Genomic DNA, 14187 nt, shown 5'->3' with positions numbered 1-14187 from the left:
CTCACTCCTTGGCCGCTTCCCGGGCGACGAGTGCACGGGCCAGGTCGCGCTGCCATTTGCCGCTGGTGGTGCGGGGAAGGCGGCCGGGGCGCAGCGGGTGGACGCGTACGGCGGCCAGGCCCAGGCGGTCGGAGAGCATGCGGTGGAGCTGTCCGGTCACGGTGGCGGGATCGCCGCCCGGGGTGATCTCGACGGCGAGGGTGAGGTGTTCACCGGCCGTGTCCGCGTAGGCGACGCACCGGCCCTGGTGTACTCCTGGCTGTTCGCGGGCCAGGTTCTCGGCGTCTTCGGGGAAGTGGTTCTGCCCGTTCACGATGATCATTTCCTTGCGGCGTCCGGTGACGAAGAGGTCGCCGTCGAGCTGGAGTCCGAGGTCGCCGGTGCGCAGCCAGCTGCCGTCGAAGGCCTCGGCGGTGGCGGCCGGGTCCCCGTAGTAGCCGGTGGTGACCGCGGGCCCGGCGATCTGGATTTCGCCCAGCCGGCCCGGCTCGCACACCGTTCCGGCCGCGTCCACCAGCCGCAGCCGCATGCCCTGGACCGGCCGGCCGACGCTGACCAGGGACTTCGCCCGGGGGTGGTCCGCCGGCACGGCTACGGCGAGCTGGTCGTCGGCCAGATGACGGCGGTCCAGGTGCACGGTACGAGGGGCGGTGCCGGGGGGCGGGAAGGTGATGGCCAAGGTGGCTTCGGCCATCCCGTACACGGGGTACATCGTCGAGGGGGCGACGTGTGCCGGTGCCAGGCGGGTGGTGAAGGCGTCGACGGTGTCGGCCCGGACGGGTTCGGCCCCGTTGAAGGCCAGCCGCCACCGTGACAGGTCCAGTTGTGCGGCGAGTTCGGGGGTGGCCGCGGCGGCCAGGCGCTGGTAGGAGAAGTTCGGCCCGGTCAGCAGGGTGGCGCGGGTCTGGGCCAGCAGCCGCAGGACGTTGCCCGGGCGACGGACGAACTCCAGCGGCGAAAGCACGTACACGCTGCCGCCCGCGGCGAGGACCGCCAAGGGGCCGAAGAGGCCCATGTCGTGGAAGTGCGGTACCCAGGTCACCATCACGTCGTCGGCGTTCATCCGCGCGGAGGCGGTGATCGCGCGCAGCCCGGCCAGCACGGTGGCGTGCGTGAGCATCACCCCCTTGGGCGCCGACGTGCTGCCCGAGGTGAACTGGACCACCGCGAGATCATCGGGTGCGACGGGCGGCAGGGGCCCGGCGGGTGCCGGCCCGCGGGGCGTGTCGGTGTCCAGCACGGTCAGCGCGGGGCGCAGGTGCTCGAGGGCCCGCGCCGTGTCCGCGCAGTCCGGGTGCACGACGAGGTGGCGCATCCGGGCGGTGTCGACCGCGGGGGCCAGCCGCTGGGCCTCGCGCTCGGGCACAGCCCCGGTGGTCGGGAACAGGCTGGCCGCGGCCCCGGCGCGCATGATGCCCAGCAGACCCGCGAGGACCTGGGGGCCGGTCGGGGACAGCAGACCCACGACGTCCCCGGGGCGTACCCCGGCCGCCACCAGGCGGTGTGCGACATGTGCCGAGGCGGTGTCGAGGCCGGTGGCGTCCAGCCGTTCGCCGGTGCGCGGGTAGACCACCGACGACTGGGGGGCCAGGGCGCGCAAGGCGTCGCAGAGGGTGGGGTGGTCGAGCGTGTTCATGGTCATCCGCAGATCCGGTCGAGCCGGGCCAGGAGCGGCGCGGCGGGGGTGACAGTGGAGCCGTTGGAGGAGAGGTCGCCGATGTAGGGGCCGGGCGTGGCACTGAGCCGAAACTCACGGACCGTGCGGGAGACGATCAGTTTCGTCTCCAGGGTGCCGAGGTGGATGCCGACGCAGATCCGCCGTCCGGCGCCGAACGGCGTGAGCGCGAAGCGGCCGTGCCGCTCGCCGTCGGCAAAGCGCTGGGGGCGGAAGGCATGCGGTTCGGCGAAGAGGTCCGGATCACGCTGGGTGTCTGTGACGGAGTAGAAGGCCTCGGTGCCGGCCGGGATGCGCGTGGCGCCCAGGACGAGATCGGCGGTGGCCCTGCGGGGCAGCCAGGCCAGCGGCGGGTGCAGGCGGGCCGCCTCCTGGAAGGCCGCGTCCAGCCTCGGCGCAGCCGAAGGGTCGCCCGGCTCCGCACGGATGGCCTCCTGCTCCCCCGGATGGCGGGCCAGCAGCCACAGCAGCCGGGCGCTGAGGTATCCCGTGGTCTCGTACCCCGCGAGGATCAGGATGGCGATGTTCTCCCCGATCACGTCGTCCGGCGGCGGATCGGGCAGTGCGCGCAGCCGCCGCACCGGCCCGTCGGTGTGCTCCAGGCGGCCGACGGCACCGCGCAGCAGCTCGCGCACCCGGCGCCGCGCACGGCCCACCCGGCGGGCCGCGGCGTTCCCGCCGGGCGTGCCGAGATCTCCCGCAGGCGGTGTACGCAACTGGCCGAACAGGCCGTGGAGTTCCTGGGCCTCGTGCTCGTCCATCCCGGCGAACACACGCGCGGCGACCTTGAAGGCCAGCAACTGGGTGAAGGCGTGCAGGTCCACCGGCGTGCCCAGGGGCAGCGACAGCAGCGAGCGCTCCAGCAGCTCCGTGATGGTTCCCTGATGGCAGGTCACCGTGTTGCGGCGCAGCAGCGGCACGAGCGCCTGCCGGTAGGCGCGGTGAGGTTCACCGTCGAGATTGAGAACCCCCCGGCCAAACCTTCCTCCGAAGACCACGTCCCAGCCCTGCGCGTGGGACAGCTCGTCGTCCCCCGCGCCGAAGAACGGCTCCGCCGGCTCGGTTCCGCGCAGGTACACCCGCCGCTCGCCGCGGGGGCACCCTCCCCCGGGACCGGTCCGTTCCTCGCCTCCCCCGGCGGGGACGGTCACCGCCGCGGACGTCACGGGCAGACGTCCTCGGTGACCACGATCTGCTCGACCAGGGCGTTGATGGTCGCCGGCGTCATGAAGATCCTCGGGTCCACCTCGTCCTCGATCCCGAACTCCTCCTCCAGCACCACCAGCAGTTCCACCCGGGCCACCGAGTCCAGCCCCAAATCGGCGCTGAGGTGCTCGTCACCGGTGAGCGCGAGGCCGGCGAACTCGGGCTTCAGCTCCCGCACGGCGTCCACGAGAACGGCCCGGACCGCCGTCCTGCTCATCCGTCGATCGCTCAACGTGCGCTCCCCGTCCGTGAATTGTCCCGACCCCACGAATGCTACTCTATGCAACTCTAAGTCAACGCAGTGTAGTTGAGTGGGGTGTCATGGGAAGCCTGCAAGGGCGCACGGCCCTGGTCACGGGCGGCTCGCGTGGAATCGGCCGGGCCATCGTGGAACGGCTCACCACCGACGGCGCCCACGTGGCCTTCGGCTACCACCAGGCCGAACAGGACGCGAAAGAGGCGGCGGCCGCCACCGGCGCGTACCCGGTCCGCGCCGACCTCGCCGATTCGGCCCAGGTGGCCCGGCTCTTCGCCGAGGCGGAACGCGTCACGGGCGGCCTCGACATTCTCGTCGCGAACGCGGCGGTCTGGCTTCCCGACGCACGCATCGAAGAAGCCAGCGAGGAAACCTACGACCGCGTGATGGCCGTCAACACCAGAGGCACCTTCCTCGCTCTCCAGCACGCAGCCACCCGCCTGCGCGACGGTGGCCGCGTCATCACGATGTCCTCCATCGGTGTACGCCGCCCCACCCCCGGCAACGCCGTCTACGCTGCCAGCAAAGCCGCCGTCGAACAGTTCACCGCAGTGGCGGCCCAGGAATTCGGCCCCCGCCGCATCACCGTCAACTGCGTCGCCCCCGGCGCCACCGACACCGCGATGCTGCGGCAGTCCCTGCCCCCGAGACTCCTCGAACGCGCCGCCCGCAACACCGTCCTGGGCCGCCTGGGCACCGGAGGCGACATCGCCGGCATCGTCGCCTTCCTGGCCGGCCCCGACTCCGGCTGGATCACCGGACAGACCATCTCCGCCACCGGAGGAATGCTCTAGGTTCGTGTCTGCGCTTCGAGGACACGCTCGGCGACTGCGAGGACGTCGAGCTCGGCCCGCACTGCGGCCGGCTGCTTGGCCAACTCCGCTTCCCGTGGTGGCGCCGGGCCCTGCGCGGCGCACGCGCGGATCCGCTCGCGGCGGTCCCTCGCGTACGCCGGGATGCCTACAGCTGCTCGATGACGTAGTCCACGCAGGCCGTCAGGGCCTCGACGTCCGACGGGTCGATCGCCGGGAACATCGCGATACGCAGCTGGTTGCGGCCCAGCTTGCGGTACGGCTCGGTGTCCACGATGCCGTTGGCGCGCAGCACCTTGGCGACCGCGGCGGCGTCGATGCCGTCCGCGAAGTCGATCGTGCCGATGACCTGCGAGCGCTTGGCCGGGTCCGTCACGAACGGGGTGGCGTGCTTGGAGTCCTCGGCCCAGCCGTACAGGGCCTGGGAGGACGCGCGGGTGCGGCCCGTCGCCCAGTCGAGACCGCCCTGGCCGTTGATCCACTTCAGCTGCTCGTTGAGCAGGAACAGGGTGGACAGGGCGGGGGTGTTGTACGTCTGGTTCTTCAGCGAGTTGTCGATCGCGGTCGGCAGCGAGAAGAACTCCGGCACGTGCCGGCCGCTCGCGTGCACGCGCTGGGCGCGGTCCAGTGCGGCCGGCGAGAACGCGGCGAGCCACAGGCCGCCGTCCGATGCGAACGACTTCTGCGGGGCGAAGTAGTAGACGTCCGTCTCGGTGATGTCGACGGGCAGGCCGCCGGCGCCGGAGGTCGCGTCCACCAGGACCAGGGCGCCCTCGTCGGCGCCGGCCACGCGCTTGATGGGGGCGGCGACACCGGTGGAGGTCTCGTTGTGCGTGAACGCGTACACGTCCACGCCCGCTTCGGCCTTCGGGTCCGGGTGAGTGCCCGGGTCGCTGCTGATGACGGTCGGCTCGGCCAGCCAGGGGGCGGCCTTGGCGGCCTTGGCGAACTTGGAGGAGAACTCGCCGAAGTTCAGGTGCTGGGACTTGTTCTCGATCAGGCCGTGCGTCGCGACGTCCCAGAACGCGGTGGAGCCGCCGTTGCCCAGGATCACCTCGTAGCCCTCGGGGAGGGAGAAGAGGTCCCGGATGCCCTGGCGCACCTCGCCGACCAGGTTCTTGACCGGGGCCTGGCGGTGGGAGGTGCCGAGGAGGGAGGTGCCGGTGGCGGCCAGGGCGTCCAGCGCCTCCGTACGCACCTTGGAGGGGCCCGCGCCGAAACGGCCGTCGGCGGGCTTCATGTCAGCGGGAATCTGGATCTCAGCCACGTGCGCGAGCGTAGCGGGTCCTGCCGACCCCGGTCCCCCGGGTCCGCCCGATGAGACGGCCCCCCACCCCCCGGGGCTCCGCCCCAAACCCTGTTCGCACCCAAAGGGCGCTCGCCCTCAAACGCCGGGCAGGCTGAGGTATGCCGGTGTGGGCCAGCACGGACCCTGGCAGGGGCGCGGGGAACTGCGCGAGGAGCGACCACGGCCCGCAGCCGGGGTACCTGGGGCTCCGCCCCAGACCCCGTTCGGCCTGAAGGGCCTCGTCCTCAAACGCCGGACGGGCTGGGTATGCCTCAGCAGGAGCCCTGCCAGGGGCGCGGGGAACTGCGCGAGCGGCCACGCACGGTCCGCAGCCGGGGCTCCTGGGGCTCCGCCCCAGGGCCGTTCTCGCAGGGGGCCGGGGACCCGGGTCAGGTCAGGTGGACTGGGAGGGTGTGGAGGTCGTTCTGGGTGACTATGGGCTTGTTGCGCAGGGACGACGGGGGGACCGCGAGCCGCAAAGAGGGGAAGCGGGCGTACAGGGCCGGCAGGGCCACCCCGGCCTCCAGGCGGGACAGGGCCGCCCCGGGGCAGACGTGCGGGCCGTGGCCGAAGGAGATGTGGCGGTTCGGGGTGCGGGTCACATCGAAGTCGCCCGCCGTCGGCCCGTGCTGCGCCTCGTCCCGCCCGATCGCCCCGAAGGAGACGATCAGCGCCTCGCCCGCCGGCAGCACCCGGTCGCCCACCGGCACATCCTCCGTCGCGAAGCGGAACAGGACGTGCGACGTCGGCGTCGACCAGCGCAGGGTCTCCTCGATGACGTTCTCCCACGCCACCTTCCCCGCCAGCACCAGCGCGCGCTGCTCGGGATGCGTCTCCAGGGCCACCACCGCGTTCACGATGAGGCTGATCGTCGTCTCGTGACCCGCCGCGATCATCAACTGGAGCGTGTTGGTGATCTCCTCCGTGGTGAGGTGGTCACCGTCCTCGGACGCCGCGATCAGCGCGCTGGTCAGGTCGTCGCCCGGCGCCCGCCGCTTGGACTCCACGATCCGCCCGAACAGCTCGCTCAGATCCGCCATCATCTGCGGCACCTCCTCCGGCGGCGTCTGCGTGGAGAAGAACTTCTCGAACAGGGCCTTCAGGCGCGGGTGGTCGGCCGCGTCCACACCCATCAGCTCGCTGATCACGTTCATGGGGAGCGGATAGGCGAACTCCGCCTTCAGGTCCACCACTTCGCCCTCGGGGAGGGCCGCGAGGCGGTCCAGCATCGACGTCGTCAGCGCCTCGATGCCCGCCCGCAACCGCTCCACCCGCCGCACGGTCAGCGCCTGCGCGACCAGGGTGCGCAGCCGGCGGTGCTCATCGCCGTCGACGGTCAGCATCGAGCGGCCCGGGTTGGCGAGCCCGATCAGGGGCCAGTCCAGCGGGATCTCGCCGCGCCCCCAGGCACCCCAGCTGTTGATGTCCTTCACCAGGCGCGGATCGGTCAGCAGTGCCCGGGCCTCGGCGTGGTGCGTCACCGAGTAGCAGCCCACCCCGCCCGGCAGCACGACCCGTACCAGCGGACCCGCCGCGCGCAGCGCCGCGCTCTCCGCGTCCAGGTCGCCGACGAACGGGTCGAGGGTGATGGCACCGCTGTGGTCCACGGGGCACTGCGACGGTCTGCTCATCTGGCTGCTCCAAGGGCGGGAGTGGGCGTGAACGTGACGGGAAGCTCGGACAGGCCGCGCAGCCACGGCGACGGGCGACGCGCCAACTGCCCCTCGGGCACGGCGAGATCGACGTCGGGCAGCCGGTCGAGCAGCACCTCGATCCCGGTGCGCGCGATGACCTCGGCGACCTCCTGCGCGGGGAAGGGGCAGCGGTGCTCCCCGTGCCCGAACGAGAAGAACGCGCTGTTGCCGCCGGTCAGGGCGCCCGCGTCGGTGCGTATCTGGGGGTCGCCGTTGGCCGCCGCGAGGCCAAGGAGCAGCAGGTCGCCCGCGCGGATGTGCTGGCCGCCGAGCCGGGTGTCGCGGGCGGCCCAGCGGCCCGCCACGTTCTGCGTGGGGGTGTCCTCCCACAGCACCTCGTTCATCGCCTCGCCGACGCTGTGCCGCCCGCCCGCGAGCGAGGCCGCGAACCGGTCGTCGGTGAGCATCAGACGCAGCGAGTTGCCGATCCAGTCGGCGGTGGGCTGGTGGCCCGCGGCCATCATCACCATGAGGTCCTGGCCGACCTCCTCGACGGTGAAGCCGTACGGGTTGGCGAGCATCCGCGACGCCACGTCGTCACCCGGCTCCACCTGCTTGGCGGTGAGCAGCGCGTACATCGACTCCGCGAGGTGGCGCTGGCCCTCGAGGGCGCCCTCCCGGCCGTTGATCATGTCGTTCATCGCGGTGACCAGGCCGGGACCCTGCTCGTCGGCGAACCCGTACAGGCGCGCCAGGACCCGGACCGGCAGGAGCATGGCGTACTGGCCGACGATGTCGCAGCTGCCCGCGCCGCACAGCGCGTCGATGAGTTCGTCCGCGAACCGCTCGGCGTGGCGGCGCAGTTCGAAGGGGTCGACGGCCTCAAGGGCCTCGGAGACCATCGCCGCCCGCTCGCGGTGGCGCTCGCCGACGGTGTAGAGGATCGACGGCTGCTTGCGGCCGATCATCGGGAGCAGCGGCCAGTCGGCGGGGATGCGGTCCCACTGGTTCCACAGGTCGGAGTCGCGCGAGAAGAGCATCGGGTCGCTGGTGACCTGGTGCAGCTCGCGGTAGCCGAGCACCAGCCACGCCGGTACGTCGCCGTCGAGCACGACGGGCGCCACGGCGCCGTGGTCGCGCCGCAGGTCGCGGTAGAGCGCGTTCGGGTCGGTCTGGAAGCGGGGGCCGCTCAGCGGGACGGGGGCGGGGATCGGGCACGTCACGGTATGAGCTCCGGTGCTTGTCGCAGGCGCGCGAGATGTTCCACGAGGGTGATCAGGACGGTCTTGCTCGACTCGCGCGAGCGGGCGTCGCAGCGCAGCAGCGGCACCTCGGGCGGCAGGTCGAGCGCTTCGCGCACCTGCGCCTCGGTGTGCGCGGGGCCGCCGAAGTCGTTGCAGGCCACGACGAAGGGCGTGCCGTGGTGCTCCAGGCGGTCGATGGCGTACCAGGAGTCCGCCAGGCGCCGGGTGTCCACGAGGACGACCGCGCCGAGCGTGCCCGCGAACAGCCGGTCCCACAGGAACCAGAACCGCTCCTGCCCGGGCGCGCCGAACAGGTACAGGACGTTGTGCGCGTCCAGGGTGATGCGCCCGAAGTCGAACGCGACGGTGGTGGCCGTCTTGGTGCGCACCGCGTCGAGGTCGTCGACGGCCTCGCCCGCCTTCGTCATGGTCTCCTCGGTGTTCAGCGGACGGATCTCGCTGACCGAGCGCACCATGGTCGTCTTTCCGACGCCGAAACCACCGACGACGACGATTTTCAGGCCGTTGTCCGCGGTCCCCGCGAGGGCGGGCCGTTCGGAGCGTGCGGGCCGTTCAGAGATTTCGGAGGCCAACGAGCACCTGCTCCAGGATGTCGGAATCGGGAAGGCGGTGGCCGGCGCGCGGATGGCGGGCGCTGATCCGGCCGGTGTCGTGCAGGTCGGCGAGCAGGATGCGGACCACCGTGACGGGCAGGCGCAGCTCGGCGGCGATCTCCACGACCGCCGTCGGGAAGCGGCACATCCGCAGGATCGCCGCGTGCTCGGACTGCATGCCGGGCGTCGGGTCCGACTCGGTGACCACCAGCGTGACCAGGTCGAAGGCGGCCGAACCGGAGCGGCTGCGTCCGCCGGTGAGCGTGTAGAGCCGGTCCGGCGAGTCGTCCCGGCCCGGCCGGCTCATGCCCGCGGCTCGGCGCTGAGGTATTCGCCGAGCTGTTCCACCAGCTCGGACATGTTGTGCCCGACGAGCCCCGCGTCCGCGTCCTCGGCGGCGACCACCGCGAGATGGGCGCCCTCCCCGGCCTCGACGATGAACAGGATGCCGCCGTAGAACTCCGCCATCGCGGAGCGCACCCCGCCGCTGCCGTCGCCGAACTCCATGGACGCGCCGTGCGACAGGCTCTGAATGCCGGCGGAGATGGCGGCGAGCTGGTCGGCCTGGTCGACGGAGAGCTCGGGGGTGCGGCACAGCTTGAGGCCGTCGCGCGAGAGCACGAGGGCGTGGCGGGCGCCGGGGGTGCGCTGGAGCAGGTTCTCCAGCAGCCAGTTGAGCTTCTCGTCGGTGGTGGTGCCGGTCATTCTGTGGTGCCTTCCGGGGAGGGGGACTTCGCGCGTACGGCCTGGCGGAAGCTGCTGAAGCGGGCGGCGGCCTCGGATGCCGGGGCCGGCGTGGCGCGGGCCGGGGCGGCGGGGGCGCCGGGTCCCTGGGGATGGGCCGCGGCGAGGGCGCGGCCGCGCTTGCGCTTGGGCAGCCCGCTCTCGCCGAACTGCGGGAACTCACCGCTGGTCTCGGAACCGGAGCCGGAGCCCGAGCCGGAGCCCGAGCCGGAGCCCGAGCGCGAGCCGGACTCGGATTCGGCTGCTGTCTCCGCGGCCTCCGGGGCGTCCGGGGCGTTGGCCGGGGGCGCGGCCGTGACGGGCTCGGCGGCCGTCTCGTGCGTGGCCTCCGGCTCGGTGGAGCCGGTCCGCGCCGCGCGCTCTGCCGTCGCCAGGTCGTGCGGTACGTCGAGGACGGGCGCGACCGGGGCCGGGGCCGGCGCGGCGGTGACGTGCGAGATCAACTCGTGCGGCAGCAGCATCAGGGCGCCGGTGCCGCCGCGCGCGGAGGGCCGGAACGACACGGTGAGCCCGTGCTTGCGGGCCAGCCGCCCCACGACCGCGAGCCCGAGCCGGGTGCCCGAGAGCCCCGCCAGGTCCAACGACCGCCCGGACACGGCCTGTTCGGCGCGGCGCTGCTGCACCTCGCTCATGACGAGACCGCTGTCCTCGACGGTGATGATGACGCCGGCCGGCACTTCCTCCACGTACACATGGACCTCGGCGGTCGGCGGCGAAAAGTTGGCCGCGTTGTCGAGGAGTTCGGCCAGCGCGTGCATGACGCCCTCGGCGGCGTGACCGGCGACGGCCGCGTCACTGGTGGAGTGCAGCCGCACCCGCTGGTAGCCGCCGATGCGCCCCATGGCGCCGCGCAGAATGGACTCCATGACGATGGGCCGCGACCAGCGCCGGCCCGAACGCGCTCCGGTCAGCACGGCGATGGAGTCCGCGAGCCGGCCCGCCTGCGCGGTGCGGTGGTCCAGGTGGAGCAGGTCGCCGAGCACATCCTCGTCGGCGTGCCGGTGCTCCATCTCGCGCAGGTCGGCGAGCATGCCGGTGGCCAGCGCCTGCATGCGGCCCGCCGCGTTGGCGGTCGCGGCGAGGGCGGCGGCCCGGGCCGACTCGGCGCGGCGCAGCTCGGCGGCGTGCGCGGCGACCAGCGCCTTGCGCTCGGCGGCCCTGGCCGCGTCCAGGCGTACCGCGTCGGCGCTGCGCCGGGCGGCGTTGGCCTCCTGGGCGCCGATCTGGGCGTTGAGCGCGGCGAGCCGGTCGCGCAGGACGCGGTTGCGCACCGCGAGGTACGTCATGGCGTACGCGCCGGCGCTCAGCAGGACGGCCGCGGTGGCGAGGCTCCAGCCGACCAGGGCGCGGGAGGCGGGCTCTGCCGAGACCACCGCCGCCACGCAGAACGCGCCGGTGACCACCGCGGTGATGAGCAGGGCCAGCGCGGAGGGGCGGGTGGGAGAGGGCGACGCCGTCATTGATCAATGCCTTACAGCGCTTATGGCGGGCGAAGGGGGCGGGGTCGAGGGTCGGGCGAGGGGGAAGGACGCATTCCCGTTCACGGGGAACGAGGGGCAACTATAGGAGAGTTGGTGATCGAATTGGATAGTTCTTGGTGAACATTCCCGCTCATTGGGAGCGTTGACCAGCCGCATTCAGGTCAACAAGGCTTTTTCAGGACACGTTGGAGACAGTATCGCGACACCGTCCCCTTCCCTCACGGCAGGGGCATCCTGGGTCCATGGCTAAGCGTGCGCAGGGCCGAGGAAGCGATCGTGAGCTGTCCCGCGAGCTGGGACGCGAGCTGTCCCGTGCGGTGCGCGGCCGGGTGGACCTCGGGGTCACGGCCCGCGCCCTGACCACCATGGACGCCTCCAACTACCGCCGGGTGCCGCTGGGTGTGGTGGCCCCGCGCGACGCCGACGACGTGGCGGCGGTCCTCGCGGTGTGCCGGGCCCACGGGGTGCCGGTGGTGCCGCGCGGTGGCGGGACCTCGATCGCGGGCCAGGCCACCGGCGCCGGGATCGTCCTCGACCTCACCCGCTTCATGCGGTCGCTGATCGCGGTGGATACGCAGGCCCGAACCGCCGTGGTGCAGCCGGGACTTGTGCTGGACGTCCTGAGGGAGGCGGTGGCGCCCCACGGGCTCACCTTCGGGCCCGACCCCTCCACCCACAGCCGCTGCACGCTCGGCGGGATGATCGGCAACAACGCGTGCGGGGCGCACTCGGTGGCATGGGGGACGACAGCTGACAACATCTGTGATCTGAAAGTGGTCAGCGCACAAGGCAAACTTCACCATCTGTCACGCGGCTGGCAGAACTCGACAGCGCCCGAAGGCCTGCGCGCCTTCGTCGACCGCCACCTCGCGACGCTGCGCACGGGATACCCGCAGGACCTGCCGCGCCGCATCTCCGGCTACGCGATGGACGCCCTGCTCCCCGAGCGCGGCGCCGATCTGGCGCGGGCGTTCTGTGGCAGCGAGGGGACCCTAGGCGTGGTCACCGAAGCCACCGTACGCCTGGTGGAGACGCCGCGCGCCCGGGCGCTCGCGGTCCTGGGCTACCCCGACGAGAGCGCGGCGGCGGAGGCCGCGCCCGGCCTGCTTGCGTACCGGCCGCTGACCGTCGAGGGCATGGCCGCCGATCTCGTACGGGTGCGGGGCGGGGCCGGGCTGCCGCGCGGCGGGGCCTGGCTCTTCGTCGAGACCGGCGGGGCCACGGAGGCCGAAGCGCGCGCCAGGGCGGCCGAGTTGGTGCGCGCCGGCGCCGCCCAGGACAGCGCCGTGGTCGGCGACGCCGCCGGGATGCGCGCGCTGTGGCGGATCCGCGAGGACGCGGCGGGCACCGCGACCCGGATGCCCGACGGCACCGAGGCCTGGCCCGGCTGGGAGGACTGCGCGGTGCCGCCCGCCCGGCTCGGCGCGTATCTGCGGGAGTTCCGCGCCCTGCTGGCCTCCCATGGGCTGCGCGGCACCCCCTACGGGCACTTCGGCGAGGGTTGCGTCCACGTGCGCGTCGACTTCGACCTGGTGAGCGCGCCCGGCGTCGCGCGCTTTCGCGCGTTCTCCGAGGACCTGGCCGCTCTGGTGGTGGCGCACGGCGGTTCTCTCAGCGGCGAACACGGCGACGGCCAGGCCCGCGCCGAACTGCTTCCGAAGATGTACGGGCCCGAACTGGTGGACCTGTTCGGGCGGTTCAAGGACGTGTGGGACCCGGACGGCCTGCTCAACCCCGGCATCCTGGCCCGGCCGGCGCGGCTCGACGAGAACCTGCGCTTCGAGGTGCTGCCGAAGCGTGCGGTGGACGTGGCGTTCGGCTACCCGCACGACGGCGGCGACTTCAAGGCGGCGGTGAGCCGGTGCGTGGGGGTCGCCAAATGCCGTACGGCGAGCGATGGTTCGGCCGATGTCATGTGCCCGTCCTTCCGGGCCACGGGGGAGGAGGAGCACTCCACGCGCGGCCGGGCCAGGCTGCTGCACGAGATGCTGGCGGGCGAGGTGGTCACGGACGGGTGGCGTTCGCGCGAGGTACGCGACGCGCTCGATCTGTGCCTGTCCTGCAAGGGCTGCCGCAGCGACTGCCCGGTCGGGGTGGACATGGCCACGTACAAGGCGGAGTTCCTGGACCACCACTACCGGGGGCGCCGGCGCCCGGCCGCCCACTACGCCCTCGGCCGGCTCCCCGAGTGGCTGCGGCGGGCCGCGCCGCTGGCGGGCCCGCTGAACGCGGCCGCACGCGTCCGCCCGCTTGCGGCGCTGGCGAAACGGCTCGCGGGGATCGCGCCGGAGCGTACGATCCCGCCGCTCGCGCCGCGCACGTTCCTGGCCGGTCTCAAGAACCGGCCGGAGCCCGACGCGGCGGCGGTACTCCTGTGGCCGGACACCTTCACCAACCACCTGTCCCCGGGGGTCGGCCGGGCCGCGCTGCGGGTGCTCGCGGACGCGGGCGTGAGCGTGGCGCTCCCCTCCGGGCGGGTCTGCTGCGGGCTCACCCATGTCACCACCGGGCAGCTCGACCGTGCCAAGGCGGTGCTGCGCCGCACCCTGGACGTCATGGAGCCGCACCTGACCGGCGCAGGCGGCCCCGGTGTTCCCGGCCGCCCCGGTGTTCCCGGTGGCCCCGGTCTTCCCGTCCTCGTACTCGAACCGAGCTGCGCGGCCGCCCTGCGCACGGACCTGCCGGAGCTGCTGCCCGACGACCCGAGGGCCGCTCGCCTCGCCGCGTCGGTACGCACCTTCGCCGAGGCCCTTGAGGAGTGCGCGCCGCACTGGACGCCGCCGCGCCTGGACCGCCCGGTGGCCGGGCAGACCCACTGCCACCAGCACGCCGTCCTCGGTGACGCCGCCGAACGCCGTCTGCGCGAGCGGGCGGGCCTGACGGGCGAGCTCAGCGGCGGGTGCTGCGGTCTCGCCGGGAACTTCGGCTTCGAGCGCGGCCACTGGGAGGTGTCGCTGGGCTGCGCGGAGGACCAGCTGCTCCCCTCGGTACGGGCGGCGGCGCCCGGTACGGAGCTGCTTGCCGACGGCTACTCCTGCCGTACGCAACTGGCGCAGCTGGCGGGCCGGGAGGCCAGGCATCTGGCGGAGGTGCTGGCGGAGGGGCTGGGACGGTCATGACGGGGATGGGGGTGAGGGGCAGCGGGCACGGGCGCCGCTTACATTGGATGGACTGAGGCATTCCGGTTGGGGTCGGGAAAATGCTTGCGCGCGGCGAGCGCAGTGCAGAATACT

General features: G+C 72.9%; 12 protein-coding genes. 2 read left to right on the top strand and 10 right to left on the bottom strand.

Features of this window, described 5'->3' with window-relative positions:
* Window position 1 precedes the first annotated feature (1 nt).
* The 3 genes from ACFYM2_RS00880 to ACFYM2_RS00870 all read right to left on the bottom strand — a co-directional run bounded on the left by ACFYM2_RS00880 (window position 2) and on the right by ACFYM2_RS00870 (window position 3113).
* The gene (locus ACFYM2_RS00880) at window positions 2-1642 is read right to left on the bottom strand and encodes an AMP-binding protein (protein ID WP_388832254.1); all 1641 of its coding nucleotides are present in this window, start codon (window positions 1640-1642) and stop codon (window positions 2-4) included.
* Window positions 1639-2754 carry a cytochrome P450 gene (locus ACFYM2_RS00875; RefSeq protein ID WP_388832251.1) on the bottom strand — a complete coding sequence of 372 codons (1116 nt, stop codon included), beginning with the start codon at window positions 2752-2754 and terminating at the stop codon, window positions 1639-1641. The genes ACFYM2_RS00880 and ACFYM2_RS00875 overlap by 4 nt, the downstream gene beginning before the upstream one ends.
* 83 nt (window positions 2755-2837) lie before the next feature.
* Entirely contained in the window at window positions 2838-3113 is a 276-nt protein-coding gene (locus tag ACFYM2_RS00870; protein ID WP_388459772.1) for a phosphopantetheine-binding protein, read from the bottom strand.
* 89 nt (window positions 3114-3202) lie between these two features.
* Here ACFYM2_RS00870 and ACFYM2_RS00865 point away from each other — a divergent pair, with 89 nt between their 5' ends.
* Window positions 3203-3931: an SDR family oxidoreductase gene (locus ACFYM2_RS00865; protein ID WP_388459773.1), complete on the top strand. Its 729-nt coding sequence runs from the start codon at window positions 3203-3205 to the stop codon at window positions 3929-3931.
* Between the two features lie 166 nt (window positions 3932-4097).
* On the opposite strand, the gene serC is transcribed toward ACFYM2_RS00865, so the two are convergent.
* The 7 genes from serC to ACFYM2_RS00830 form a co-directional block, all read right to left on the bottom strand.
* On the bottom strand, window positions 4098-5216 hold the full coding sequence (gene serC, locus ACFYM2_RS00860) for a phosphoserine transaminase (protein ID WP_358994604.1): 1119 nt from the start codon (window positions 5214-5216) through the stop codon (window positions 4098-4100).
* A gap of 410 nt (window positions 5217-5626) precedes the next feature.
* Window positions 5627-6868, bottom strand: coding sequence for a cytochrome P450 (locus tag ACFYM2_RS00855; RefSeq protein WP_388459775.1), 1242 nt, complete (start codon window positions 6866-6868; stop codon window positions 5627-5629).
* Window positions 6865-8094, bottom strand: coding sequence for a cytochrome P450 (locus ACFYM2_RS00850; RefSeq protein ID WP_350231065.1), 1230 nt, complete (start codon window positions 8092-8094; stop codon window positions 6865-6867). Before ACFYM2_RS00850 ends, ACFYM2_RS00855 begins: the two co-directional genes overlap by 4 nt.
* Complete coding sequence (locus ACFYM2_RS00845; RefSeq protein ID WP_350231064.1) at window positions 8091-8708, bottom strand: ATP/GTP-binding protein; 618 nt, start codon at window positions 8706-8708, stop codon at window positions 8091-8093. The genes ACFYM2_RS00850 and ACFYM2_RS00845 overlap by 4 nt, the downstream gene beginning before the upstream one ends.
* Window positions 8689-9036 carry a DUF742 domain-containing protein gene (locus ACFYM2_RS00840; protein WP_358994610.1) on the bottom strand — a complete coding sequence of 116 codons (348 nt, stop codon included), beginning with the start codon at window positions 9034-9036 and terminating at the stop codon, window positions 8689-8691. The genes ACFYM2_RS00845 and ACFYM2_RS00840 overlap by 20 nt, the downstream gene beginning before the upstream one ends.
* Window positions 9033-9434 (bottom strand): roadblock/LC7 domain-containing protein, encoded by a 402-nt coding sequence (locus ACFYM2_RS00835; RefSeq protein ID WP_350231062.1) that lies wholly within the window; start codon window positions 9432-9434, stop codon window positions 9033-9035. Before ACFYM2_RS00835 ends, ACFYM2_RS00840 begins: the two co-directional genes overlap by 4 nt.
* Window positions 9431-10933, bottom strand: coding sequence for a sensor histidine kinase (locus ACFYM2_RS00830; protein ID WP_388459777.1), 1503 nt, complete (start codon window positions 10931-10933; stop codon window positions 9431-9433). Before ACFYM2_RS00830 ends, ACFYM2_RS00835 begins: the two co-directional genes overlap by 4 nt.
* Window positions 10934-11196: 263 nt before the next feature.
* Between ACFYM2_RS00830 and ACFYM2_RS00825 the strand changes: the two genes are divergently transcribed.
* Window positions 11197-14073: an FAD-binding and (Fe-S)-binding domain-containing protein gene (locus tag ACFYM2_RS00825; RefSeq protein WP_388832246.1), complete on the top strand. Its 2877-nt coding sequence runs from the start codon at window positions 11197-11199 to the stop codon at window positions 14071-14073.
* The last annotated feature ends 114 nt before the right edge of the window (window positions 14074-14187 follow it).

This window comes from Streptomyces sp. NPDC006711, assembly GCF_042869775.1.
In the GTDB taxonomy this organism is placed as follows: Bacteria; Actinomycetota; Actinomycetes; order Streptomycetales; family Streptomycetaceae; genus Streptomyces.
This window is presented reverse-complemented; position numbering and strand designations above follow the sequence as displayed.